This window comes from Sphingobium sp. EM0848 (genome assembly GCF_013375555.1).
Lineage (GTDB): Bacteria > Pseudomonadota > Alphaproteobacteria > Sphingomonadales > Sphingomonadaceae > Sphingobium.
In genome coordinates this window covers 2177485-2202356 of the sequence record NZ_JABXWB010000001.1, presented here as the reverse complement: position 1 = coordinate 2202356, position 24872 = coordinate 2177485, and the positions used below count along the sequence as shown (strand labels likewise).

The 24872-nt window shown below is 63.2% G+C and carries 28 protein-coding genes; 20 read left to right on the top strand and 8 right to left on the bottom strand.

The features are described from left to right. Positions 1 to 79: 79 nt before the first annotated feature. Genes HUK73_RS10640 through HUK73_RS10625 form a run of 4 tightly spaced genes read right to left on the bottom strand, consistent with a single transcriptional unit; the run spans position 80 to position 2998 of the window. Positions 80 to 685, bottom strand: coding sequence for a GntR family transcriptional regulator (locus HUK73_RS10640; RefSeq protein ID WP_255326247.1), 606 nt, complete (start codon positions 683 to 685; stop codon positions 80 to 82). A 6-nt stretch (positions 686 to 691) separates the two neighbouring features. Then, positions 692 to 1558 (bottom strand): phytanoyl-CoA dioxygenase family protein, encoded by an 867-nt coding sequence (locus tag HUK73_RS10635; protein WP_255326246.1) that lies wholly within the window; start codon positions 1556 to 1558, stop codon positions 692 to 694. A 16-nt stretch (positions 1559 to 1574) separates the two neighbouring features. Further along, the gene (locus HUK73_RS10630) at positions 1575 to 2174 is read right to left on the bottom strand and encodes an acyl-homoserine-lactone synthase (RefSeq protein WP_176591874.1); all 600 of its coding nucleotides are present in this window, start codon (positions 2172 to 2174) and stop codon (positions 1575 to 1577) included. A gap of 56 nt (positions 2175 to 2230) precedes the next feature. Further along, positions 2231 to 2998 carry a LuxR family transcriptional regulator gene (locus tag HUK73_RS10625; RefSeq protein ID WP_255326245.1) on the bottom strand — a complete coding sequence of 256 codons (768 nt, stop codon included), beginning with the start codon at positions 2996 to 2998 and terminating at the stop codon, positions 2231 to 2233. A 238-nt stretch (positions 2999 to 3236) separates the two neighbouring features. On the opposite strand from HUK73_RS10625, the gene HUK73_RS10620 reads away from it, so the two are divergent. From HUK73_RS10620 to HUK73_RS27145, 3 genes are all read left to right on the top strand, one after another. Beyond that, positions 3237 to 3437 carry a transcriptional regulator domain-containing protein gene (locus HUK73_RS10620; RefSeq protein WP_176591873.1) on the top strand — a complete coding sequence of 67 codons (201 nt, stop codon included), beginning with the start codon at positions 3237 to 3239 and terminating at the stop codon, positions 3435 to 3437. 64 nt (positions 3438 to 3501) lie between these two features. Continuing rightward, positions 3502 to 4023 (top strand): DUF2285 domain-containing protein, encoded by a 522-nt coding sequence (locus HUK73_RS10615; RefSeq protein WP_176591872.1) that lies wholly within the window; start codon positions 3502 to 3504, stop codon positions 4021 to 4023. Continuing rightward, positions 3918 to 4238, top strand: coding sequence for a DUF6471 domain-containing protein (locus HUK73_RS27145; protein WP_369805477.1), 321 nt, complete (start codon positions 3918 to 3920; stop codon positions 4236 to 4238). Before HUK73_RS10615 ends, HUK73_RS27145 begins: the two co-directional genes overlap by 106 nt. Here HUK73_RS27145 and HUK73_RS10610 read toward each other — a convergent pair. Continuing rightward, positions 4235 to 5092 (bottom strand): hypothetical protein, encoded by an 858-nt coding sequence (locus tag HUK73_RS10610; protein ID WP_176591871.1) that lies wholly within the window; start codon positions 5090 to 5092, stop codon positions 4235 to 4237. The genes HUK73_RS27145 and HUK73_RS10610 overlap by 4 nt on opposite strands. 514 nt (positions 5093 to 5606) lie before the next feature. On the opposite strand from HUK73_RS10610, the gene HUK73_RS10605 reads away from it, so the two are divergent. From HUK73_RS10605 to HUK73_RS10595, 3 genes are all read left to right on the top strand, one after another. Further along, on the top strand, positions 5607 to 6665 hold the full coding sequence (locus tag HUK73_RS10605) for an ArdC family protein (RefSeq protein ID WP_176591870.1): 1059 nt from the start codon (positions 5607 to 5609) through the stop codon (positions 6663 to 6665). Continuing rightward, entirely contained in the window at positions 6662 to 7063 is a 402-nt protein-coding gene (locus HUK73_RS10600; RefSeq protein WP_176591869.1) for a DUF2958 domain-containing protein, read from the top strand. Before HUK73_RS10605 ends, HUK73_RS10600 begins: the two co-directional genes overlap by 4 nt. Before the next feature lie 116 nt (positions 7064 to 7179). After that, positions 7180 to 9054 carry a ParB N-terminal domain-containing protein gene (locus HUK73_RS10595; protein ID WP_176591868.1) on the top strand — a complete coding sequence of 625 codons (1875 nt, stop codon included), beginning with the start codon at positions 7180 to 7182 and terminating at the stop codon, positions 9052 to 9054. Between the two features lie 359 nt (positions 9055 to 9413). Here the strand turns inward: HUK73_RS10595 and HUK73_RS10590 are convergent, their stop codons facing one another. Further along, positions 9414 to 9620 (bottom strand): YqaE/Pmp3 family membrane protein, encoded by a 207-nt coding sequence (locus HUK73_RS10590; protein ID WP_176591867.1) that lies wholly within the window; start codon positions 9618 to 9620, stop codon positions 9414 to 9416. An 819-nt stretch (positions 9621 to 10439) separates the two neighbouring features. On the opposite strand from HUK73_RS10590, the gene HUK73_RS10585 reads away from it, so the two are divergent. From HUK73_RS10585 to rlxS, 7 genes are all read left to right on the top strand, one after another. Further along, positions 10440 to 10760 carry a DUF736 domain-containing protein gene (locus tag HUK73_RS10585; RefSeq protein WP_176591866.1) on the top strand — a complete coding sequence of 107 codons (321 nt, stop codon included), beginning with the start codon at positions 10440 to 10442 and terminating at the stop codon, positions 10758 to 10760. A 178-nt stretch (positions 10761 to 10938) separates the two neighbouring features. Further along, positions 10939 to 11196 carry a helix-turn-helix domain-containing protein gene (locus HUK73_RS10580; RefSeq protein WP_176591865.1) on the top strand — a complete coding sequence of 86 codons (258 nt, stop codon included), beginning with the start codon at positions 10939 to 10941 and terminating at the stop codon, positions 11194 to 11196. Then, complete coding sequence (locus HUK73_RS10575; RefSeq protein ID WP_176591864.1) at positions 11193 to 11765, top strand: S26 family signal peptidase; 573 nt, start codon at positions 11193 to 11195, stop codon at positions 11763 to 11765. Before HUK73_RS10580 ends, HUK73_RS10575 begins: the two co-directional genes overlap by 4 nt. Further along, complete coding sequence (locus tag HUK73_RS10570; RefSeq protein WP_176591863.1) at positions 11753 to 12388, top strand: lytic transglycosylase domain-containing protein; 636 nt, start codon at positions 11753 to 11755, stop codon at positions 12386 to 12388. The genes HUK73_RS10575 and HUK73_RS10570 overlap by 13 nt, the downstream gene beginning before the upstream one ends. Before the next feature lie 311 nt (positions 12389 to 12699). Continuing rightward, entirely contained in the window at positions 12700 to 12984 is a 285-nt protein-coding gene (locus tag HUK73_RS10565) for a hypothetical protein (protein ID WP_176591862.1), read from the top strand. 351 nt (positions 12985 to 13335) lie between these two features. Continuing rightward, complete coding sequence (locus HUK73_RS10560; protein WP_176591861.1) at positions 13336 to 14034, top strand: DNA methyltransferase; 699 nt, start codon at positions 13336 to 13338, stop codon at positions 14032 to 14034. 412 nt (positions 14035 to 14446) lie between these two features. Next, on the top strand, positions 14447 to 16459 hold the full coding sequence (rlxS, locus tag HUK73_RS10555) for a relaxase/mobilization nuclease RlxS (protein WP_176591860.1): 2013 nt from the start codon (positions 14447 to 14449) through the stop codon (positions 16457 to 16459). A 95-nt stretch (positions 16460 to 16554) separates the two neighbouring features. Here rlxS and HUK73_RS10550 read toward each other — a convergent pair whose 3' ends face one another. Continuing rightward, entirely contained in the window at positions 16555 to 16848 is a 294-nt protein-coding gene (locus HUK73_RS10550) for a type II toxin-antitoxin system RelE/ParE family toxin (protein ID WP_176591859.1), read from the bottom strand. Then, positions 16845 to 17114 carry a CopG family ribbon-helix-helix protein gene (locus HUK73_RS10545; RefSeq protein WP_176591858.1) on the bottom strand — a complete coding sequence of 90 codons (270 nt, stop codon included), beginning with the start codon at positions 17112 to 17114 and terminating at the stop codon, positions 16845 to 16847. The genes HUK73_RS10550 and HUK73_RS10545 overlap by 4 nt, the downstream gene beginning before the upstream one ends. A gap of 189 nt (positions 17115 to 17303) precedes the next feature. Between HUK73_RS10545 and HUK73_RS10540 the strand changes: the two genes are divergently transcribed. The 7 genes from HUK73_RS10540 to trbE all read left to right on the top strand — a co-directional run bounded on the left by HUK73_RS10540 (position 17304) and on the right by trbE (position 24871). Continuing rightward, positions 17304 to 18224, top strand: coding sequence for a HEPN domain-containing protein (locus HUK73_RS10540; protein ID WP_176591857.1), 921 nt, complete (start codon positions 17304 to 17306; stop codon positions 18222 to 18224). Between the two features lie 145 nt (positions 18225 to 18369). Continuing rightward, positions 18370 to 20394, top strand: coding sequence for a conjugal transfer protein TraG (locus HUK73_RS10535; protein ID WP_176591856.1), 2025 nt, complete (start codon positions 18370 to 18372; stop codon positions 20392 to 20394). Then, entirely contained in the window at positions 20391 to 20807 is a 417-nt protein-coding gene (locus HUK73_RS10530) for a CopG family transcriptional regulator (RefSeq protein WP_176591855.1), read from the top strand. The genes HUK73_RS10535 and HUK73_RS10530 overlap by 4 nt, the downstream gene beginning before the upstream one ends. Positions 20808 to 20869: 62 nt before the next feature. Next, the gene (gene trbB / locus HUK73_RS10525) at positions 20870 to 21826 is read left to right on the top strand and encodes a P-type conjugative transfer ATPase TrbB (protein ID WP_176592917.1); all 957 of its coding nucleotides are present in this window, start codon (positions 20870 to 20872) and stop codon (positions 21824 to 21826) included. Then, the gene (locus tag HUK73_RS10520; protein ID WP_218036446.1) at positions 21823 to 22170 is read left to right on the top strand and encodes a TrbC/VirB2 family protein; all 348 of its coding nucleotides are present in this window, start codon (positions 21823 to 21825) and stop codon (positions 22168 to 22170) included. Before trbB ends, HUK73_RS10520 begins: the two co-directional genes overlap by 4 nt. Further along, positions 22167 to 22427 carry a VirB3 family type IV secretion system protein gene (locus HUK73_RS10515; RefSeq protein WP_176591854.1) on the top strand — a complete coding sequence of 87 codons (261 nt, stop codon included), beginning with the start codon at positions 22167 to 22169 and terminating at the stop codon, positions 22425 to 22427. Before HUK73_RS10520 ends, HUK73_RS10515 begins: the two co-directional genes overlap by 4 nt. Continuing rightward, entirely contained in the window at positions 22421 to 24871 is a 2451-nt protein-coding gene (gene trbE, locus HUK73_RS10510; protein ID WP_176591853.1) for a conjugal transfer protein TrbE, read from the top strand. The genes HUK73_RS10515 and trbE overlap by 7 nt, the downstream gene beginning before the upstream one ends. Position 24872 lies beyond the last annotated feature (1 nt).

Genomic DNA, 24872 nt, shown 5'->3' with positions numbered 1-24872 from the left:
CAGTGTGAATCACGCCAAACCAACCTTGTCCAGTCCCCCTGCCCGGAAATTTGCCCCGCTTACCGGCGTGTCGCGGGCGTCAGTCGTCCCGATAGACGCCCCGGAGCAGTCTGGCCGCGGCGCGCTGGCGGCGAAGATGATAGGTCGATGAAGTCCGGCGCAGCAGCTTGATGTCGCCTGCACGCGCGCCGTGCGCCAGCGCATAGAGTTCCTCGTCAATGCCGCCCAGCATGTCCTCCTCCCCGATCCGTGCAACGTGCAGGCGCGCGTTGGTCCGTTCCATCGCTTCGCCATGTTCGCGATTGCTGGAGGCGCTGGCGATGCTGTGGAGGAGCTGTGCTGCCTGTTCAGCGGTTGATGCCGAGTCCGGGTCGAGCTCGATCGATTGCAGCACGGGACGCCGGGCGCTGCGCAGGGCGAGCTGGATGATGTCGCTCGACCAGGCGTAGAGATCCTTGAGGCCCGGCTCGTCGATCAGGGGAACAAGGAATCCGCCACTGCTCCGCGCTTCGACCAGACCTTCGCCGGCAAGATGGTTGAGCGCCTCCCGGATCGGCGTCGTGCTCGAAGCCAGGATCGCGGCGAGTTCCGTGGGGTCGAGGCGGGATCCGGGACGATAGCTGCGCTCCATGATGAGACGCCTCAGACTCTGCTGAACGCGCTCGGAGGTGGGACCGGCGTTCATCGTCGCTCACCTCTGCTGTGCCGCAAAGGCCGACACCATCGCTTCCTGATCGGGCCGCAACGCGTCGATCGCAGCAAGTGCGCGGTCCGGTTCACCGGTGAGCAGGACCGATGGGCACTGCCCCTCGAAATTGCCGAGATTGGGGCGGTGCTGGCGATAGCCGGCAAGCGCCGCCAGTTCGGGTGAAAATCGGCGGGCGACATCGGGCGGATAGGCGAGCCAGGGATTCTCATAGGGTTTGAGCCATCCCAGTGAGTAGCCGGTGACGATCCCGCGCCTCACCGCCGCCGTCCGGTTCGCGCCGGCGCCATGCAGGGTCGAGCCCAGCAGAAGAAGGGCAGACCCAGGGTCCATAATGGCAGGGACCGGCGGCTCGGATGGCTCTGCCTCCAGCGCCTGGGCGCCATGGCTGCGTGGCCAGACCAGCGTCGCGCCATTGTGGGCAGTGAAGGGGGTGAGCGGCCAGATGATATTCACCAGATATTCGATTTCCCCTTTTGGCGCGCGCCACATATCCTGGTCCCGGTGCGGTGCTTGCGCCGGCGCGTTCGGGTGGATGGCGATGGCCTGTCCCACATTGAGCTGGATGCAGTCGCACCAGCGGTCAAGGATCTGCGTGGCGATCCGGGTGATGAGCGGATGCCGGACAAGTGCTTCGGCATGGGGCGACCGGGTCAGTAGCCGCCCGAAGCGCTTGGTCGTTTCGCCATAAAATGGTCCCTGGCAGAAAGGTGTCGCCGCAAAGACTGGTGCGAGATCGGCGTCCAGCGCCGCGATGATGCTTTCGGGCAAGGCGTCCGGAATGATGCACCACCCCTGCGCGAACAATTGCCCAAGCAGGGACGAAGCGCCGGTGGACAGAAGTGAGTTCATGATCGCTCCTCCTGCCTCAGGCCGCCATCGGCGCCTGGTCATAGATGCCGGCTTCAGCGAGCCGGTCGAGCGTGTCCGCGCCAATCTCGATCTCGAGCGCGACGAGGAGCGAACCGTCATGCCATCGTGGCACGCCCAGCGGCCTGCATTGCCAACCAAAGGCAAGGATCTGCTGGAACCAGTTCATCTCGGCGATCGCGACATAGCGGCTGATGCGGTTTGCAAGCGCATGGTCCGCGATCGCGGTCACGAGGCGGTTGCGGACCACCCGCCGCTCGGGTGCGCGCAGGTTCCGATCGAGGCAGAAGCGGGTGATCTCGAAGACATCCTCGCCACGCGGCGGCGAGGCTTCGCACAGGGAGGCGTAGAAGCTGTCGAGAATATGGGGGCGCATGGTCGGCAGAAGCCTGGCCGAGGCCAGATGGGTGCCGTCGGGCTCAGACAGGATGACATAGCGCGCATGTTCATCGTCGAACTGGTCGACCTCGAACCGGCCGTCGAGCACCGGAATCTGCCATTTCAGCAGATCGACGAAGACGGATTTGCGCGCCGCGAACATGGCGCGCAGCACGGCGTCCGGCACCGGCCGGAACGGTTCTTTCACTATGTGCAACATGGGCAAACTCCCTTGGTCGTGGTCGATCAAGGGTCGGGTCGAAGGGCGAGTCGCCGCTATTCCCAGAAATGGGGATGGCGCCAGCCGCCGATGTCGCTGATCGTCAGGGTTCCGTCACCCAGCGTCCGGCCGACGAGCAATATCCGCTTGTTGACCTGGTAGCGTGCACAGGCTTCCTTGATATGGCTCGTCACGGTTTCCTTGCTGATGCCCAGGATCTGGCTGGTCTCCCAGTCGCTCTTGCCCCGCGCCGCCCATTGTACGCAGTCGCGCTGGCGGTCGGTGATGAGCGTGGCAGCCCCTTGCCGTTTCGGCACCGCCCAGAGCTGCCGTGCCGCGTCGAACGCATAATTGCCGAGCAGCTGTGCCAGCACAAGTCCGTCCTCGCGGAGCGGGCGATCGGCCGAATTGGCGAAGGTGCAGGAGCCCGGCGCCTCTCCTCCGACATTGGAGGGGATGGTAAAGCCGTCCCCTATACCGGCCTGGCGCCCGCGCACGAGTTGCCGGCGATCACCGGACGTCAGCGGAATGAGCGCGGATATCTTCGACCAGCGGAAGCCCAGGCTGGTCAAATGGGAGGCCCGGTGGACGGGATCGGTCACGCCCAGCGCGTTTTCCGCATAGAAATCGGCCCAGCGGGCTGGATAATTGTGAATGTGGATCGCGCTCGCACCGGCCGCGATCACATCGACATGTTGCGTCAGCGCGAAATATTGGAAACCCAGCTGTTCCGCGATCAGGCGCATGACCGACGCCATGTCATCATGCGTTTTGACCCTGTTGATGCATTCGAGGAGATGCATCGCATTTTGCAGCATGCTCATGCGCACGCCTTCCGGCCGCTGGCGGCATCTCAAGCTGCCGTGCGCCCCGCAGCCGTCCTTTCTCCATGTCTGTTGCCGACCAGCAGGGCCTCACGCCGCGGGTCGACAGATTTGTCATGAAACCGTCATATCAAAATTTCTCCCGGGTGGGGTTTTATCTGCTGCCGTGCAGCAAAGCGTTGGAAAAACCCGGCAAACGGATGGCCTGGAGCTTAACCGCTCGGGCTGAAGGCGGGCGGTGACAAGGGGTTCGATCGATCCTGCGCCTGAAAATTGGCGGGATCCTGGACCCTATGCCGCCTTGCACGGGATCGACCGGGCAGGACTGATGTGGGAATGGTTGCGCCGCGATCAGGATTATGTCGCCTGGTATGCGCAGGCGAGCAGGATGACCCGCGGCACGGCCGATCCAGCACATTGGGGGCTGCACTTTCGCTGAGCATCCCGACCTCCCGGCCCCGGAGGCGCGGATCATCTGGCGCGCCGATTTCGATCCTGCGGCTTTGCCCGTCTTCATTGTGCCCTGCGCCGTTCCGTCGCAAGACGGCATCGATGTTGCGCGACTGGCGCCATGGCTGCGCGTGGCCACTGACGCCGCAGGCCGCGAATATGCGGCGCTGACCGATGGCCGCCGGCATTTACGGCTCGACATCATGGAGGGCAGCCTTGTCCGATCCGAGAGCGAGATATTGCTACGTTATGAGTTGTGGGGCGCGAGAACCGCCGCCCGGCGCTTGCGAACCCTGGAGCGTTTCCTCGATTTAGTGAGGACCGGCCGCTTTCGCGCGCTGCTCTATCCCATCGACCCAGCGGTCGGGCGCGGCCTTGCGCTGTTGCGTGTCCATGATGCCCGTACGTCAGGGGCCAGTCATCGCGAAATAGGCGAGGTGCTCTTCGGGGCGCGAGCGATCGAAACCGGTTGGGAGGGGCGGTCGGACCATCTGCGGCAGAGGGTCAGGCGGATGGTGAAATCCGCCCGGGCCATGGCGGAAGGAGGATATCGGCTCCTCATGCGATCGAAATAGAAGCGTGGAGGCGGGAATGCCGCTCAACTCGTCGGCCTGCGCCCGGGGCTGGTGTCAGCGACAAGGAACCGGGTGAGCGCCTGAGCGTGCGGGGATTGCCAGAATCGGAAGGCTTCATCACGGTCAAGATAAACCGGGGGGCGTTTCCAGCATGGTTCTTGATCACAAGCCTAGAGGCTATTGGCGCTACATCGTTGCGATTGTCGGATTCCTAATTGTTCTGGCAATAGGGGCCGGAGTCTATCGAGCAAGTATATGGGTCGATGGTCCAAACCGTTATCCCGAATACCGCGAAAGCCCACAGGAAGTACAAGGCCGCCTCCCAGCCCTTTCTCTCGCACAAGCTTCGAGGGCCGCGAAAGACCGCCAGCCATGCGAGAATATAACCGGGCGCGATCAATCTGAGCTGTGTAACCAATGGCGCTCGGCAGAGGCCACTGAACGGGCCTCCCGCTGGGCCTGGTGGCAAATGGTTTTCAGCTTTTTTGGAATCATTGGCCTTGGTGTAACCTTGTGGTTCAACTTTGAGGCGTGGCGGCAAGCCAGGAATTCGGAAGGCGAAACCATCAGGGCCTTGCAGGCCGCCGAAAGGACTGCCGAAGCCGCCGGCGAAGCGAATCGCATGGCTTTGGAAAGAGATCGGCATGAATTGCGCGCCTATCTTGGCATAGATAGCGCCAGCTATGACGCAGTGCTTGGGAATATAACCATAACGGTCGAAAATTCGGGGAAGACACCTGCCCGAAAAGTGTCCGCGATTTTCCGGTGCATATCTATCCAAGCCCCAGTTCAGACTAAAGAGGAGCAATTTGGGCTGATTGATCCTCATAATGGATTCTCTCAAATCATCGATATGAGCGGCGATGAGAAATTGAGATTCGAGGAATTTCTCAGAGCGGGAGACGATTGGATTTGCTCCTTCGAAATTAGATTTGAAGATGTTTTTGGTCAGAGTTGGTGCCGAAAGGCGAATTTCTCTGCCAACATCAATCATCTGAAAAACGGCGCCGAATGGTCCTTGTATCTCGTGGATGGGAGTTCCACCGAAACACAAAGCTAATGCCGCCACGATAAACCCCGCATTCACCGTTCACGGGAGACCGGCCGCGGCTCCGGCTTGGTGCGTTTTCTATTTAATGCCGGCAATGGCTTTCGCGGCATTTTGAACTGCCGTGATTGCGCCAGACGCTTAAGGCCGCCTCGCGCCGCCCTAGGCGGCGCGACCGCGCTCTCACGGTTCGGCCATTGGGGGCCTCGCTGCCGAGCCCCGTCGGGCGGGTCTCGGCCACGGGGTTTCGATCGCTGGCGGTTGGGTCGGCCTTGCCGTCCCGATATGGGCGCGGCGCGGGGCGCCGCGGCGTTGCTGGTTCTGGTCCATCCCTTCAGGCGGGGATGGGCTTTGTCGCCCTGCTAGGCCCGCGCGCACCTCTCGCAAATGGCGGCAGGCCGCCATTCCTCCGCTTCGCTTCGGCCCTTTCGGGTGCGCTCGGCGCTTGGCCGCGTGCCTTGCCGTGCGCCTTGCCGCCCACCCCCGCCCTGCGGGGGACCATTTGGGGTTTTGGGGTGGTCCTTGGAGGCTAGGCATGACGTCCCGTTCTTCATCCCGCGCCCATGACCGGCGTCGGAATCACGCACATTCGATCGGCAAATATGCAGGCGATCGGGCGCACGGTGCGCATGATGGTGCGCCGCCCAATATCTATGAGCAGGTAACGGCCCGCATCGTTGCCGAACTGGAGGCGGGGCGGCTGCCTTGGGTGCAGCCTTGGGCCAAGGCGGGTGAAGGCACTGGCGCTTGTCCAGCGCTTCCCCGCAACGCGCTCTCAGGTCGCGAATATTCCGGCATCAACATTCTTCTGCTCTGGGGCGAGGGGGTTGCCAAGGGCTATCCCAGTCAGAGCTGGCTGACCTTCCGGCAGGCAAGCCAAGCAGGCGGCAATGTCCGCAAGGACGAACAGGGTTGCATGCTGGTCTATGCCGACCGCTTCATTCCCGAGGCCGAAAAGGCGCGCGCACAGGAAAGCGGAGAAGAAGCGCGGACGGTTCCATTCCTGAAACGCTTCACGGTCTTCAATATCGCGCAATGCGAGGGGCTGGAAGGCCAAATCATTGCCGATCCTGCGCCGCTGCCCGAACGCGAAATTGTCCCGGTAGCAGAGGAAGTCATCACGGCGAGCGGCGTCGATTTTCGCATCGGCGGTGACAAAGCCTATTATATGCCTTCGCTCGATATCGTGCAGGTGCCGCCCCAACCCGCCTTTTTCGAGCAGATCAACTATTACCGGACCTGCCTGCACGAACTGACCCATGCGACCGGTCATGCCTCGCGCTTGGCGCGCGACCTCACGAACACTTTCGGAACACCAAATTATGCCCGCGAGGAACTGATCGCGGAAATGGGATCGGCCTTCCTCTGCGCATCGCTGGGGATCGTCCCCACCGTGCGCCATGCCGATTATATCGGCGCATGGTTGGCGGTGTTGCGCGAGGACAGCAAGGCCATTTTCCGCGCCGCGCGCGCGGCCAGTCTTGCCGCCGACTGGTTGCTGGAACGGCATCGTTCTGCCCGGAAGGCAGTGGATGGTCAGGGAAACGCCCATCCGGCGGCAGCGGTCAACACCATGCAGGGGAGGGCGGCATGATCCTCCTTTCCGATGAACTGCGCGCCAAGCTGCGCGCGCAGGCGCGGACCAGTGTGGAAATCCTAGGGCATGATCCTTGCCCTGTCGCCAAATTCTTCAATCCCTTTGGGGCTGCGACGTGGCTCGTCACTGAATTGGCGCAGGATGGCGACAGTTTGTTCGGTCTTGCCGATCTGGGTTTCGGATGCCCGGAACTGGGATATTTCTCCCTGCGCGAGATCGAGAGCATCCGATTGCCCTTTGGCCTGCGTATCGAGCGCGACCTTGCCTTTTCCTCGCTGCATCCGCTTTCGGTCTGGGCCGACATGGCCCGCCGCGCCGGGTCCATCCTTCAGGCCCAGACTTTCCTCGCCCGCAGCCTCACGGCCCGGCCGACCGACGAGCTTCCGCCGCCTTGAGCGGCGAAGGCGCGGGCGGCCGCCTGCCGCCCATTTAAGGACCGGTCCCGCCACCTATCCACCGCGACGGTCCGTTCGCGGCGGGACCGGCCATTTGCACAAATGGAGTGAGACCCATGAAACTCGAATTTATCGCCCTTGAGAGGCTGTGCATCAGCAAGGCCAATATGCGCTGGAGCAAAAAGGCTCCCGATATAAGCGACATATTGCCCACTGTGCGCAAGCGCGGCGTCATCCAGCCCGTCATCGTGCGGCTCTGCGCAACGGCTGCGGGCGAAGCTGAAAACGGTGCGCCCGAATATGAGATCGTGGCGGGAAGCCGCCGCTTCCATGCGGCCCGCGCCGTTTGGCAAGAAAAGCGGACGGCGGGCGATGCCGACGCCGAATGCGCGGCGCTGCCCTGCGCCATTCTCGACGAAGGCGATGATGCCGATGCCATCGAAGCCTCGCTCATCGAAAATGCCGCGCGCCGCGATCCCGCCGAAGTGGCGCAATGGGAGGCCTTTACCCGGCTGGTGAAGGAAGGACGCAGTGTGGAGGATATCGCGGCGACCTTCGGCCTACCCGACATCGCCGTGCGGCGGGTGCTGGCGCTCGGTAATCTCCTGCCCCGTATCCGGCAGCTTTATGATCGCGAGGAGATTGACCGCGCGACGGTGCGGCATCTGACCTTGGCGTCGAAAAGCCAGCAGCGCGCATGGCTCGCCTTGTTCGATGACGAGGATGCTTATGCACCGGTCGGGCATCAGCTGAAGGCTTGGCTTTTCGGCGGCCAGTCGATCCCGGTGCGCCATGCCCTGTTCGACCAACAGGCAAGCGGGCTGGTCATCATATCGGACCTGTTCGGGGAGGACGCCTATTTTGCTGATGCCGCCGCCTTCTGGGACGCACAAAATGCGGAGCTCGACACCCGCCGCGAGGCATGGCTGGACGCGGGCTGGAGCGATGTGGTGATCGTGCCTGTGACCGAGCATTTCTCGGTTTGGGAATATGAGAAGGCGCCCAAGCGCAAGGGCGGGCGCGTCTATGTCGATCTGCGCGCCAATGGCGAGGCGGTCATCCATGAGGGGTATTTGAGCCGCAAGGAAGCCCGGCAGAGGGCGTCAGGGCAGAGTGAAGCCGAGCGGCCCAAGATCGTGCGCCCGGAACTCACCTCGGCGCTCAATATCTATGTCGATCTGCATCGCCACGCCGCCGTGCGCGCGGCGCTGCTCGACCGGCCCGACACGGCGCTCCGGCTGATGCTGGCCCATGTCGTTGCAGGCTCGTCCCTCTGGTCGATCCGACCCGAACCGCAGACGGCGCGCAATGAGGAGGTCGCGCATAGTTTGGCGGCGAGCCGGGGCGAGGCCCTGTTCAGCGAGCGGCGGCGTGCGGTGCTGGCGCTGCTGGGCGCGGAACCCGACGAGCCACATCTTGTCGGCGGCGATGATGTGCCCGCCCTCGTCACACTGTTCCATCGGATGCTCGACCTTCCGGATGCCGCGTTGATGGACATCGTTGGGGTCGTCATGGGGGAATGTCTCGCCAGCGGTGGCGCTGCCGTCGAGGCGGTCGGCCTCGTGCTGGGCGTTGACATGGGGCAATGGTGGGAGGGCGATGACGCCTTTCTGGAGTTGCTGCGGGACCGCGAACTGCTGGGAGCCTTGCTGGCCGACGTGGCGGGGGAGGGAGTCGCTGCGGCCAATGCCAGGGAAAAGGCCAAGACTCAGCGCCGGATATTGGGCGATCATCTGCGTGGGGAGAATGGGCGGCAGGCACGCGTCGGATGGGTGCCGCGCTGGATGGCCTTCCCTCCGTCCGCCTATACGGCGCGCGGCGGCGTCGGCACGGTGAGAGCGCATGAAGCGGCCTGCGCTGCCGCGAACGCGGCGCAGGACGGGGAGGATGACCCGGTGCCGCCGCAGGGCGGCGCGGCCCTACCGGACCCCGATGGGCGGGATGAAACCGGGCAGCAGATTTCCCAGCAGGAACAGCGGCTGGCGGCCTGACACAGCGCTGGACAGGAGGAACGGGATCGCAGGGCGGTCCCGTTCCTTGGCTTTGAGGGAGCAAAAAAATCGGCGGCGCGCCCGCGCGGTAAAACCTATTTCCCCTTGCCTCTATGGTGCCTGTCCCGCAAGGGGCCGCTGGAATGAGGGGCGGGACATGAACTGGCCGGCAGTCACGGCTTTGGGCGCTTCAGGGGCGCATGCAGTCTGTGCGATGAAGGCGGCATGGTGATCCGCCGCCGTTGACGATCGACTCGATCAACGGGATGGTCAGGAACACATACTGCCCCATTGCCGGTGCAGCCTATCGCAACTCATCCCGGGAATGTCCTGAAAAGGCCGGGAGCGAGACGCAATGTTTAGCGGATCGATCCCGCGTTGCGCGCCAGCGCCCGCTCGATCTTGCGATCGGTCTTATATTGGCTCAGCGCATAGACGGCCCAAATCGTCGCGGGCAGCCATCCGATCAGCGTGATCTGGAGAAGAAAGCAGACGATGCCCGCAAGCGGCCTGCCGATGGTGAAGAAGGTTAGCCAGGGAAAGATAAGGGCGATGATCAGGCGCATTTTCCACTGTCTCCGTTGATGGCCGTCCCTGCCGGTCAGGACGGGCCTGGCCCAATGTCGTAGGCCCCCATTCACCTGGATCAGGAATAACCGCATTGATGGTGCCGGGAAACTCAATTCTGCAAGATTTTTGAGTTGGAACATATGCTTATGATGTCGGATTTGTTGGCATATCCTATCCCCACCATGGGACGTTCTCAGGAGGGGCGGAGCTTCTGATTCATGCTGGCCACGGTGCGCAGACCCGTCGCGATAGGCGGATGCGCCGTTCGCCCGGTGACGTCAGCCTCCCTGTCGGTGGACCATGGGCGCGTTTCGGCTTTAGCGACCCGGCCGGGATTGACGAAAGAGCATTGGGACAGCGGCGCGTGGGCCGCCCGAAGGCTATTGGGCCGGATTATTCTCTTCGGCCAGCAGTCCCGCCGCTCTCCGCACCCCTTTTTAAGAAAATGGCGCGGATCCTTGCCGTTTGCGCGGTCTGGGCTGTGTCGACGCGGATATGGCCTGGCGCATCCTGGACTCATTGCCCGGTTGGCGGGCTGACAGGCCATCCATGCCATCGCTTCCCGGGTGCGCTGCTGCGCGATCCATTCCGGCGCCTTGGGAAGCAGGCTCTTAGGCCGGTCCCGTCCTCCGGCAACCGGCGCTGCTGCGCCTTATTTCCCCGCCCCTGACAGGGCTCCTCGCGCATCAAATAAGGCTGGCCGCCCGGTCCTCCGCTGCCGCTTCGGCCTTCGGTGCACGAGGCCTTTTCGTCCCGGCCATGCCGGCCTGCTGTCGCCCGGAAATGGTTCGCGGGCGCGCATCAGGAGACAGGAAATGGCTGCTATCGGTTATGTCACCCGCAACGGAAACGGCTTCAAGGGCCAGCTTCGCACCCTCTCTATCCGCACTGATGTCGAGATCATCCCCAACAACCGCAAGAATGGCAACAGCCAGCCCGATTATCGCGTCATGGCGTCGGGCGTGGAGATCGGGGCGGGCTGGATTCGGATCAGCGAAACCTCCGGCAAGGACTATGTTTCCTTGAGCCTCGCCGCCCCGGAATTCGGACCCCGCCGGCTCTACGCCAATCTCGGCCGGGCGGCCGGTCAGGATGATGACGATGCCTTCGCCATCATCTGGAACCCCGCCGACTGACGGCCTGCCCTCGGTCCCGGCCGCTTCCCACGCGGCCGGGACCGGTCGATGATGGCTGGGGGGTCGAAAAGCGTGCCCCCCATTTTCCGACCGTGCCCGGATGGACTGGATCGGCCCAGGATGAGCCGATCTGGCCCAAATGCCCCCTTCCGGGGCCGGGCATCCAAGGAAAACAGCCATGGACGACAATGCGAAGGAGCGGCGCGGCGCCGTTTCGCGGGAACTGGCCGAGCGCGCGCGGATTGCGCGCGAAACCTGCCCTTATCTGACCGCCAAGCAGGCGGCCTTTCATCTGGGTATCGCCGCCAACACCTTAAAGCGCCTGCGCCATCAGGGACGCGGTCCGCTCTGCCGCATGCATGGTGGGAACTGGCGCTATCATGTGGACGATCTCGATGCCTGGTCGGCCGCCCGCAAGTCGGGAGAAGGCGCATGAACCGGCCCCGCGACCTGCCGCTTTTCGCCTGGGGCGAGGCATTGCGTGCCGCTCGTGCGCGGCGGCACCATCTGCGCCGCCAGCTTGTCTGGCTGGGCCTCGGCGGGTTCGCGCTCGGAGCGACCATCGTCTTTCCGCCGCCGCCGCGCCTGCTCTGGAACGCGACCGCCAGCGCGCCCGCCGGCTTCTATCTGGTCTCGCCCGGCGCGCGGCTCGCGCGCGGCGACATGGTGGTGGCGCGTGCGCCCTATCCAGCTCGCCTGCTCGCCGCGCGGCGGCATTATCTCCCCATGAACGTGCCGCTGATGAAGCGGGTCGTAGGCGTGCCGGGCGACATCATCTGCGCCCGTGGCGACCGGGTGACGCTGGACGGTGAGCCGGTCGCGCGACGTCTGTCGCACGACAGCATGGGCCGGACATTGCCCTGGTGGGAGGGCTGCGAGGGCCTGCTTCCCGGCCGCTATTTCCTGCTCATGGACAAGGTTCCGGCCTCCTTTGACGGCCGCTATTTCGGGCCGGTCAGCGAGGGCGACATCATCGGCAAAGCGAGCCCGCTATGGCTACGCTAAGGGACTTGGTGCTGGCAGTAGCGATCGGGCTCATCCCTTTGGCTGCGCCACTGCACGCTGATCCCGTGGCGGCTAGGGCCGAAGATATCGCCGCGGCATCGGCCCGTTTCGGGATCGACCGACAATGGGTCGAAGCGGTCATGCGCGCGGAGAGTGGCGGCCGCACGGTCTGGCGGGGCAGGCCGATCACCAGTGCTGCCGGGGCCATGGGCCTGATGCAACTCATGCCCGGCACCTGGGCGGACATGCGCAGGCTTCATGGTCTTGGACAGAACCCGCATGATCCTCATGACAATATCGTCGCGGGCACGGCCTATCTGGCCGCCATGAACCGGCGTTTCGGCTATCCGGGACTGTTCGGAGCCTATCATGCCGGCCCGGCGCGCTATCGGCAATTTCTCTTAGAAGGTCGGCCACTGCCGCCGGAAACGCGCGCCTATATGACCGGCATTACCGCATCGCTGGGGATGGAATGGGCTGCGCCGCAAACACGCCCGCCGGCGAAGAATCCTCCGTCCCTGTTCCTCTATCGCGTGGAAAAACCGGAACTTGCCACCGAAGAATCAGGACGCGATGGGGTAGCGAAAACGGATTCGCTTTTCGCCGTGCGTCGAACCTTCTGAACATGGAGGACGGTGCGGGAACACTCCGGCGTCCGGTTCGATGGTCGCTCATCATCGGGAGGGCGGAAGGGCTCGTCTCGGCAAGGCCCAGCATGGCGGGCGGCGACGCGGCTGTGCAAGGCCGGCGGCCCCTCCAATTTTGCCGGGAGATGGAGCGCGCGATGCGCGCATTTTGTTTGTTGCCGACCCGACAAAATCGGTTCCTCCGCCGCCGCTGACGCGGCGCTTCGCGGCCCTGACAGCCGCGCCGCCGCCCGCCCCGGAAGGTCTGTCCTCGATGAGGAGGACGGATCGAATGATGGAGGCACATCATGGGCATGATGGACAAGGACATCGCTGGGGATCTGGCTCAGCTGATCGCTGCGGAGGAGGCTGATTTTCTCTGGGACGCGCGGCGAGCGGAACGCTGGCTGGGCGGCTGGGAAGGTTGCGATGAGGAGGAAGAACTCGATCGGATCGCAATCATCGGCAGCCTGGGCGGCACATGGTTCAACGCCATCATATTGGTCGATGGCGAGGGCAGGGCGCAAGGCCTGCTCGCGCGGCATGATGCGGTGGGGGAGAACATCGCGCGGGCACGCTGGGAGGCGGGTTGAGCGGGAGCGCCCGCTTCCTGTGGGGCACGCCGGATTGACGCCCCATAGGGTCATTCATGCTGAAAATCGGCTGGGCACTTGGCCGTTCAGCCTGTCCTTGACGGCATTGGCAGCGGTGAAATCGCGCTTCTTTGACGCCGGGGTCCAAGCCGTTTCCTTATGCAGGGAAGGGGAAAGAGAACTCCGCCCTCTCTCCCCCGCAACGGCAATCGACCGGGCCGTGGCTCGGCTGCGCCTGCGCCCGCACCACCCCGGCAGATTCCCGCTGCCCCCCTCTCTCCCGCTGCTCGCCGTGAGGCAGGGGGCAGGCGCCGATGACGGTGCCGACCCCAGCACCAGGAGCATATAGACATGGAAAAGACACCGCTTGAGGAGGCGCGTTCGTCCCATTTTCAACCACGGGCAAAGTCCGTTCCCCGAAACCGCATTGCCCATGGCGACTGCATTGAAAAATTGAAAATGCTACCCGATGGGGCAATCGATCTCGTTGTTACCGATCCGCCCTATATTTGCCGATACCGGTCGCGCGACGGGCGCAGCGTGGCCAATGACGATAATGCACGTTGGGTCCTCCCCGCTTTCGCAGAAGTCGCGCGGGTGATGAAGCCGGGCAGTTTCGCCGTCAGTTTCTACGGCTGGAGTGCTGTTGAAAAGTTCATGATGGCCTGGCGTTCCGTCGGGCTGCTGCCAGTCGGCCATATCGTCTTTCGCAAACATTATGCTTCGGCGACGCGCTTCCTTCGCTACGAGCATGAGCAGGCTTTCCTGTTGGCAAAAGGACGCCCGGAGCAGCCCGCGCATCCCCTGCCGGACGTGATCGACTGGCCCCTCTATACCGGGAACAGGCGCCATCCGACCGAGAAGCCGGTGGAGATTTTGCGCCCCCTGATCGAGACTTTCAGCGTGCCAGACGACATTGTGCTCGACCCTTTTTGCGGTTCGGGATCGACGCTGGAAGCAGCGCAAAGTTGCGGACGCGCCTTCCTCGGCGTTGAATTGGACAGCGGGCATTTTCGCACGGCAAGCAATCGCATGGGGCTATTGTCCTGATCGGCAAAGGGGACGCTTCCGTGCAGGAAGCGTCCCCTTTTTCAGAACCGGACATCGCCATCAGTGGCACCGGCGGGGCGTCGCGAAACGACGAGCGGCGGGGAATTTCCTTCGAGGCGGCTGCGGCTTTTGCGCGGCGGAAAGGAGGTGGGCGAGGGGCGGCGAGCAGGAGGGAGGGGGCAACGGGGGCGGATAGGGCGCGTAAGGCAAGATAAAAGAGCCGGCACCTTATGCCGTCTAACCCTTTGTCTGCACATCTTTTTTCGTGGTGCCATGGTTCGGGATGAGCGCGCGTCCAGTGCCATTTCTCGCTGAAAGCCACGGATTTCCGCGCTTTCTGGCGGCACCGCTTTCCATGGCGCAAGAGATGTCGCACTCTGGCGACGAGAGGGGCCAGAGCAGGAACCATGCGATGGCCGATGATGAGGATTTGACGCCCCGGCTTGGACGGCAGCGTGCGTCGCCTGGACCCAAGGCGCGGCGCTATGCTGGAAGAGTGATCGCGGCGGCCAATCTGGCGCGGGGCGCAGGGCCTGGACGAAAGGGACGTGCCGGTTTTTCCGGCCATCGCTATGGGCGTGGTGCCGGCATCGGCCGGTTGCTTAGCGTTGGGGGGAGCAATACGCTCTTCCGGCGCCGGCGCGTCATCGTCAAGGCGCGGCTCGTCAGGCTGGGTGGCAAGAGTGGGAACCAGGCGGTCGCCCATCTGCGTTATCTTCAGCGGGACGGGACCAATAGGGCGGGTGAGCGCAGCACGCTATACGGTCCCGGGGAAGACCATGCCGACGGCAAGGCCTTTCTGGAGAAGGGCAATAGAGACAGGCATCAGTTCCGGTTCATCGTCGCGCCGGAGGATGGGAACCGCTACGAGGATCTGGAACCCCTTGTTCGCCGTCTCATGAGGCAGATGGAAGAAGATCTCGGCACGCGACTCGAATGGGTCGCGGTCGATCACTATAATACAGGCCATCCGCACAGCCATATCCTGCTGCGGGGCGTCGATGAGGATGGCGACAATCTTGTCATCGCGCGCGACTATATCGGCAGGGGATTGCGCGAGCGTGCGGCTGAGTTGGTTGAACTTGATCTTGGCCCCAGAAGCGATCGCGAAATTCTCGTCTCGCGCCGCGCCGAAATCACGCAGGACAGGTTCACTTCGATCGACCGTTCGCTGCTCCGCATGGCCGATGACCATGTCGTCAAACCCGTGGCCCGCGATCCCCTTGAACATGACCTGCAGGCGAGCAGACTTGGGCATCTTGCGCGCATGGGGCTGGCCGAGCCCTTGCCCACCGGCCGTTATCGGCTTGATCCCGATCTTGAAACCGTCCTTCACACCATGGGGGAAAGGGGGGACATCATCCGCACGATGCAGCGCGAATTTTCGCGGCTGCGGCTGGAGCGGGCGAGCGCTGACCAGCTGATCTATGATCCGGCCGCGCCGGGTGCACAGCCGCTCATCGGGCGCCTGCTCATGCGTGGGCTTGCCGACGAGCTGGAGGATCGACATTTTCTGCTGGTCGACGGTGTCGACGGACGCACCCATTATGTGCCGATCGGCAAGGGCGAGACCGGTGATTGGTTCCCGCCATCGAAGGTGGAGGGCGATAGTCCTCAGCCGGGCGGCCCGGTCGTTGCCATCAGGCCAAGGGAAGCGGCCGTCCGCGAGGTCGATCGGACGATCGCTGCCGTCGCGGCAGGCAATGGCGGGCGCTATGATGGCGAAGCGCATCGCCTCCATGACCCCGATGCGCGTTCGGACTATGTGGAAGCACATGCCCGCAGGCTCGAAGCGCTTGCGCGTGCCGGGGATATTGCCGTGCGCTTGGGCGATGGGAGCTGGAGCATTGCCCCCGACCATCTTGAGCGCGTCGCGGCGTTCGAGCAGCGACAACTCAAGGCCGAGCCCGTTATGATCGCGATGCTCTCGCCGGTGGGTGTCGCAGAACTGGCGACCGCCCATGCGGCAACCTGGCTCGATCGCACGCTGGTCGACGGTGATCCTCCCCAGTTGCGCAATGCAGGGTTCGGCCGAGATATGACGGATGCGCTGGCGCGTCGGCGGCAATGGCTGGTGGAGGAAGGGCTGGCCGAGCAGGGCGAAGGCGAGATACGCTATCGCAAGGATTTCCTCGCAGTCCTGCGGCGACGTGAGCTTTTGCGCGTGGCGGGCCAGTTATCGCGCGAACTGGCTTTGCCATTTGCTGAGACCGTCGAGGGCGAGAAGCTCGAGGGTATATACAGGCGCCGGGTCGACCTCATTTCCGGGCGCTTTGCGGTGCTCGAACGGTCGCGGGATTTTGCGCTCTTGCCCTGGCGGCCGGTGCTGGAGCGGCGTGTCGGGCAAAGCGTGTCCGGCCTGATGCGCGAAGATGGCGTGAGCTGGTCCTTCGGGCGTGGCCGAGGCGGATCGACGATCAGTTGAGCTTGGAAAAACGGTCGTCAGTTATGCGGAGGTTGTCACATCGTCTGGCTGGGCATCATTTTCGCCATTCTGTCCATAAGATCGGGCTTCGTCGTTCATTGCTCTGCTGCGAAGCTCCGGTTCTCCCGGCAATGCCAAAGGCGGAGAATGAAGATGGTGCCGCTTACGATCTCGTATCGCATCTCATAGTTGCCCACGATGATTCGCCGGACCTCACGCAGTTCGAAGGCCTCCAGCTTTTCGCCAAGGCGCGGATAGTCGAGCAGGCGGTCAGGCGCATGCGCAAGCTGCTGCACGACGCGCGCGGCTGCCTCAGGTGCGACCGGCCGCAGATGCTCATGCAAGCGCAAAAGATCAGATGACGCCTTGCTGGTCCACTGAAGCTTCATGCGGTCGGCGAGGGTAGCGGGCTGTCGGTCGAAAGGCTGTCAGCCCAGGCCTGAATGCTCTGATGATCGATCACCCGGCCCGCGTCTACATCCGCCAGGGCCTCAAGCGTCATCTTGTGCCGCTCTTCCTCCTGGTCGATCCATGCCGCCAGAGCCTGTTTCATGATCCACCCTCGCGAACGTTCGATGCGAGCGGCCAAGGCATCGACTTTATCGGCCAGCCCCTCCGGCACATGGGCCGTCAAAACCCTGGTTCCCGTTGCCATCCTCATAACTCCAAATCGATATGATTAAAAATTAATCAAAAGCTGTTGGCTTGGCAAGCAAATGCAACACCCGTGACCTGGAGGGCTGCTCTCGCCCCTGCGTGCCATGATGGGTTACGCTTCGCCCCTCCATACAGGACAAGTTCATAGGCGCTTGCCAAGGGAAGGAAATCCCGCGAGAATCCGGCCATGAAAGCGGATCTTGATCACCTGCCGGATGTCCAGCGCGGCGAGTTGGAGCTGGTCCAGAAAATTCTGCTTGCGGAATTTGTCGAGGCGACGTCGCGCGCAAGCCAGTCCTGGAAGCGCAACGGGCGAATCCTGAAGATCATCCTTTTCGGGAGCTATTCGCGTACGGATTGGGTCGACGAACCTGAAAATGGCTACCAGTCCGATTTCGATCTGCTGATCATCGTCAGCCATGCCGATCTCACCGACATTGCAGATTATTGGTATGTCGCCGAGGACAAGATCCTGCACGATGATGATGTGGGCCGGCCGGTCAACATCATCGTTCACACACTGGATGAGGTGAATCAGGGGCTGCGGAAAGGCGAATATTTCTGGGTCGATATCGCTCGCGACGGGATCGTTCTGTACGAACTCCCCGGATCGAGTTTGGTAGCACCACAGCCACTGACGCCTCGAGACGCTTTCGAGATGGCAAACAAATATTATAGGGAGCAGATAAAATCACTCGATAACTGGATCGATCTGGCTGGATATGCTGGATCGAAAGCGAAAGAGGATCTTGATTGGAAGCGTAAAGCGGCTTTCAACTTTCATCAGGCGGCTGAAACTGCATATGCCTGTTTTCTGCTCGTTCGAACACTGTATTTTCCACGCTCTCATAACATCAAATTTCTTCGATCCCTTGCCGAAAACATCGAGGCACGTCTCATCTCAGCCTGGCCGCGGGGCACAAGGGTGGAGCGTCGCCTGTTCGAACTGTTGAAGCGCGCCTATGTCGAGTCGCGTTACTCGGCCCAGTACGACATCAGTATCGAGGATCTGGAGGCGATTGCCCGGTCCGTCTGCATGTTGCGGGATGCTGTCGAAACATCGGCATGCGAGCGAATCGAACAGCTGCGGGTGGATGCCGGGGCCTGATCGATCGGGCGATGATTGTGTAGACCCGCAGATGGCGTCCGGAATGAGCCGATCTGCGCCGATCTGCACCATGTCCTTCTGAAGCGCTGTGACGGATTCTTGAACCCGCTCGAACCGGACCAGTCCGGCGGGCGGGAGCAAAACCGTGACCCCGACCAAATTGCTGATCGGCCAGATTCTCATTGTGCTGGCTATCGTCCTTGCAGGCCTATGGGCAGCCACCCAATGGGCGGCAGCCATGCTCGCCTATCAGTCCCAGCTCGGGCCCGCCTGGTTCATGCTCGGCGACATTCCGGTCTATCGCCCCTGGTCGCTCTTTCCCTGGTGGTATCATTTCGACGCTTATGCGCCGATCGTCTTCGACAAGGCAGGCGCGCTGGCCGCGGCCAGCGGGTTCGTCGGCTGCGGCGCCGCGATCTTCGGTTCGCTATGGCGCGCCCGCCAATCCCGGCAGGTGACGACCTATGGCTCGGCGCGCTGGGCGAGTTCCAGAGATGTTCGGCGGGCGGGACTGTATCGGCCGGCCGGCGTCATGCTCGGCCGCCATGGCCACCATTATTCGCGTCATGAGGGGCCTGAGCATGTCATGGCCTTTGCGCCCACGCGCTCGGGTAAGGGTGTCGGGCTGGTCGTGCCGACCCTGCTGTCCTGGACCGGGTCCGCGGTCATTCACGACATCAAGGGGGAAAACTGGATCCTGACGGCAGGCTGGCGCGCTCGCTTCTCGCACTGCCTGCTGTTCAATCCGACGGACGCGCGCTCGGCCCGCTACAATCCCCTGCTTGAGGTCCGCCGCGGCGCCGATGAGGTCCGGGACGTCCAGAATATCGCCGATATCCTGGTTGACCCCGAGGGCGCGCTGACCACCCGGAATCACTGGGAAAAGACCAGCCATTCGCTGCTGGTTGGCGTCATTCTCCATATTCTCTATGCCGAGGAAGAAAAGACGCTCGCCCATGTGGCGACCTTTTTGTCCGATCCCCGGCAGAGCTTTGCGGCAACGCTCCATCGCATGATGACCGCCAACCATCTGGGGACGAACGAGCATCCGCAGGTCCATCCGGTCGTCGCATCCGCTGCCCGGGAATTGCTGAACAAGAGCGAGAATGAACGCTCGGGCGTGCTCTCGACCGCCATGTCGTTCCTTGGCCTCTATCGCGACCCGACCCTTGCGCAAGTGACGTCGCGCTGCGACTGGCGGATCGCCGATCTGATGGAGGGTGCAGAGCCCTGTTCCCTCTATCTGGTGGTGCCGCCGTCCGATATCAGCCGCACCAAGCCGCTGATCCGGCTCATCCTGAACCAGATCGGACGGCGCCTTACCGAACGGCTCGATCAGCAGGCCGGGACGACAAGCCGGCACCAACTCCTCATGATGCTGGATGAGTTCCCCGCGCTTGGCCGCCTGGATTTCTTCGAAACCAGCCTTGCCTTCATGGCCGGTTACGGCATCCGCGCCTTCCTGATTGCGCAGAGCCTCAACCAGATCGAGAAGGCCTATGGCGAGCACAATGCCATTCTCGACAATTGCCATGTCCGTATCGCCTTTGCGACCAATGACGAGAGGACCGCGAAGCGGATATCGGACGCGTTGGGAACGGCGACCGAACAACGCGCCATGCGCAACTATGCCGGCCACCGTCTGGCCCCGTGGCTCGCCCATGTCATGGTCAGCCGTCAGGAGACCGCACGCCAGCTCCTGACGCCCGGCGAAGTCATGCAGCTTTCGGCCGACGAGGAACTGGTCCTCGTCGCCGGCATGGCGCCGATCCGCGCGAAGAAGCTGCGCTATTATAACGACCCCAATTTTGCAGATCGTGTCGGAGCGCCGCCGCTGCTAAGCGACAAGGCCTATCCCGACATTCCTCCGTCCCGGAAGGATGATTGGGGTGCGACCGCCGATGCGGGACGCAAAATGGTCCCCGCCACCGCCGAGACTAGGCAGGCGGCCGACGAAGGTGGGCGCGAGCAGCATCGGCATCCGGCGCTTGAAAATGAGGTTCAGCCGGATAGGCAGGATTCCGAGCCGGAGATGGATCGCTCCATCGTCGAGGATGAGGACGTCGTTTCCGACAAGCGCGCCATGGAGCAGGCGCAGCGCATGGCGCCGGTCATCCGTGGCCATGCCATCGATGTCGCGTCAACCCATGAAAAGGTGCTGGGGCTATGAAGCGCGCACCCAAGATCCGCCAGAATCTCTACATCGACCGCGAGATCGGCGATGCGCTCGATGCCATGGCTACCGGCTATGCAGGGAATAAGAGCCGATTGGTCAATGATGCGTTGCGGACATGGCTGCGTCATCGCGGCGCGAGCGAGGCGGAAGCGGCGCTGCGCATGCGCCTCAATGAACTGTCGAAGGAACTGACAGCTGCCCGCCGCGACATTGACATATTGGTCGAGAGCCTCGCTCTCTTCATCCGCTATCAGCTCATGGTGACGCCCCCGCTCGGGGACAATGACGAGGTTGGACGTGCCCAGGGCCGCCAGCGCTTCGAGGCATTCATCAGCCAGGTTGGCCGCCAGCTTGCGACCGGCAAGCGGATGATCGCGGTCCCATCGGCCGAGGGAGGCGAGGGGTGAGCAGGCATGAGACATCCACGACGACCGTGCGCGATGAAACGGCAGCCGGACGGCGCAAGGCCATGCTGCACAGCGCGATGGGGCCGGCCATCGCTGCGGCGCTCGATGATCCCCGCGTGATCGAGATCATGGTCAATCCCGATGGTGCCCTGCGGCTCGATCTGCTGGGCGAGGGACGCGTCGACACCGATATTGTCCTTGGGCCCAGCGAAGTCGAACGGATTATCCGCCTGGTTGCCTCGCATGTCCGTGCCGAGGTCCATGCCGGCGCGCCCATATTATCAGCGGAACTGCCGCCGCAGGCCGAAGGAAGGGCCGGCGAGCGTTTTGAGGCGATCCTGCCGCCGGTTGCGGTCGGCCCCTGCTTCGCGATCCGCAAGCCGGCATCTCGTCCCTATAGCATGGACGATTATGTCAGCGATGGCATCATCAGCGATACCGCCGCAGCACTCCTACGTCGCGCGGTGCATGAGCGGTGGAACATCCTTGTCGCCGGCGGCACCAGCTCGGGCAAGACGACGCTTGCCAATGCCCTGCTGGGCGAGATTGGGGCGACCGAGGAACGCCTGATCCTCATCGAAGACACGCGCGAATTGCAAAGCCCATCGGTCGATACCGTGGCGCTGCGCACGCGGGCGGGCATCGTCACCATGACCGACCTTGTGCGTTCCACGCTCCGCTTGCGGCCCGACCGGATCATCGTCGGTGAGGTAAGGGGACCCGAAGCCCTCGACATGCTCAAGGCCTGGAATACAGGTCACCCCGGCGGGATTGCGACCGTCCACGCCAATGGGTCAGCCGCTGCGCTCGGCCGTATCGAAAGCCTGGTGCAGGAGGCCGTGGCGACGGTTCCGCGCGCCCTCATCGCAGAGGCCATCGACCTCATCGTCTTTCTCTCCGGGCGAGGCGCCTCGCGGCGGGTCACCAGCCTCGCGCGCGTCGATGGTCTCGACCCGCAGGGCGGCTACCGGCTCACCGAACTCCTCGTCCCCCCATTCCCCACAGGAGACCATCCATGATCAAAATATCATTGTCCCAGCCAGCTGCCTTTCGCGGCGCCGGGTCCGTTGCCATCATGCTTGCCGTCAGCTTTGCCATGGCTTCGGCCGCTGCGCATGCCGCCGGCTCCGGCATGCCCTGGGAACAGCCGCTCGAACAGGTGCTGGAATCGGTGCAGGGACCGGTGGCGAAGATCGTCGCCGTGATCATCATCATCTCGACCGGCCTCACGCTCGCCTTTGGCGAAACATCGGGCGGTTTTCGCCGCCTGATCCAGATCGTCTTCGGCCTTTCCATCGCTTTTGCCGCATCGTCCTTCTTCCTCTCCTTCTTCAGCTTCGGCGGCGGGGCGCTCGTGGCATGAGCGCGATCGAAGGCTTCGAGGTGCCCATCCATGCGAGCCTCGCCTCACCCATCTTGCTGGGCGGGGCGCCTCGTGGCCTTTCGATTGTCAACGGGACGCTGGCCGCTGCGATTGGCCTTGGCCTTCAACAATGGCTGGTCGGCATTGCGGCATGGGCGATCGGGCACAGCATCGCGGTCATAGCGACCCGTCGCGATCCCGATTTCGCGCCGGTCCTGCTTCGCCATCTCCGGCAGAAGGGATATTGGACGTGCTGAACCTTTCCGAATATCGGTCCCGGGCCGATCGCATTGCCGACCATCTGCCCTGGGCCGCACTCGTGGCGTCCGGCGTGGTCCTCAACAAGGATGGCAGTTTCCAGCGCACATTCCGTTTCCGGGGTCCAGACATCGAGAGCGCGACGGAAGCGGAACTGATTGCCACCTGCGCGCGCACCAATAATGTATTGAAACGGCTCGGTTCAGGCTGGGCGATCTTCTTCGACGTGCACAGACGGGAAGCGCAGGGTTATCCCGATGGCGCTTTTGTCGATCCCGCTTCCTGGCTCGTGGATCAGGAACGGCGCGCGCAATTCGCGTCTCACGAGCAGCATTTCGAAAGTGCTTATCACGCAACTCTCCTGTGGTTGCCGCCCGCTGACAGCAGCGATGCGGCGGGGCGGCATCTTGTCGAGCGCGAGGGTAAGGATTTGCGGCGCGATTGGCGTCAGGCGCTCGGCGGCTTTGTGGCCGAGACGGGGCGGATCATCGATCTGTTCAGCACTTTCATGCCTGAAATCCAGCCGCTGGACGATGCCGCGACCCTGACATTTCTTCATGCGACCGTGTCGGACCGGGATCATGGCGTGCATGTCCTCGATACGCCCTTCTATCTCGACGGCCTGCTGGCGGACACGCCGCTTGTCGGCGGGCTCGAACCGCGCCTTGGCGAGCAGCATATCCGCACGCTGACGTTGCTCGGTTTCCCCAATATGAGTAGGCCGGGCCTGCTCGACGCCCTCAATAACCAGAATTTCGGTTATCGCTGGGTCACGCGCTACATCGCGCTCGACAAGAGCGATGCCACCCGCGCTTTGACGAAGCTCCGGCGGCAATGGTTCAACAAGCGCAAATCGGTCACGGCACTGTTGCGCGAGGTGATGTATAATCAACCGGCCCAGCTGCTGGACAGCGATGCCGAAAACAAGGTAGTCGATGCGGACCTCGCCTTGCAGGCGCTGGGCGGCGATCATGTCGCCTTCGGCTATCTGACCACGACGATCACGGTGATGGATCGCGACATAGCCGCCGTCGACGCAAAGGTCCGCGCCGTCGAGCGGGTTGTGAACGGCCTTGGCTTCACCTGCATCCGCGAAACCGTCAATGCGGTCGAAGCATGGTTGTCGGGCCTGCCGGGGCAAGTCTACGCCAATGTGAGACAGCCGCTGGTGCACAGCCTCAATCTCGCCCATCTGATGCCGCTTTCCGCCGTCTGGGCCGGACCTCATGGCAATCGCCACCTCGCCGGGCCGCCCTTGCTCCAGGCAAAGACCAGCGGATCGACACCGTTCCGCCTGTCGACCCATGTCGGTGATGTCGGGCATATGATGGTCGTGGGGCCAACCGGCGCGGGAAAATCGGTTCTCCTGTCCTTCATCGCGCTCCAGTTCCGCCGCTATGCCGGTTCCCGCGTCATCATGTTCGACATGGGACGGTCGGCTCGCGCGGCGGTGCTTGCCATGGGTGGAAGCCACCATGCACTGGGCGTTGGCGAGGGGGAAGACGATCCGCTTTCCTTCCAGCCATTACGCGATATCGACAGGGAAAACGAGCGTAGCTGGGCGGCCGAATGGCTGGGTGATATCTTCGCCCAGGAACGCGTGCTGCTGACCCCCGAAATCAAGGATGCACTCTGGTCCGCGCTCTCCAGCCTTGCGACCGCGCCTGTCGAACAGCGGACGCTGACCGGCCTGTCGCTTCTCCTCCAGTCCAATGCGCTGCGGCTGGCGCTCGCGCCCTATATGCTGGATGGCAGTCATGGCGGATATCTGGACGCCGCGGAGGAGCGGCTCGCGCAGCGCGATGTCCAATGTTTCGAAACCGAGGCGCTGATGGGGCGCAAGGGCCTGGTCGCTCCGGTCCTTACCTATCTTTTCCATCGGATCGAGCAGCGTTTTGACGGCCGGCCGACACTGATGATCCTGGACGAGGCCTGGAGCCTGTTCGACGATCCGCTCTTCGCCGCGCGCATCCGGGAATGGCTGAAGACCCTCCGCAAGAAGAATGTGTCGGTGCTGTTCGCGACCCAGAGCCTTGCCGATATCAGCGAAAGCAGCATCGCACCCGCGATCATCGAAAGCTGTCCGCAGCGCATCCTGCTCCCCAACGATCGGGCGGTCGAACCGCAGTCGAGGGCCGCCTATGAGCGCTTCGGCCTCAATGCACGGCAGATCGAGCTCATCAGCCGCGCAACCCCCAAGCGCCATTATTATCTCCAGTCCCGGCGGGGCAACCGCCTGTTCGAACTGGATCTGGGACCGGTCGCCCTGGCGCTGTGCGGTGCGTCCGACCCTGATAGCCAGAGCCGGATCGATGCGATCGTCATCGAACACGGCCCGGACGAATTTACGGGTCCCTTCCTGCGCGGATGGGGCCTCCCCGCCGCAGCGGACGATCTTGCGCTTTTTGCGTCCCCCGCTTCCTGCCGGTCCAAGGAGAAATGAG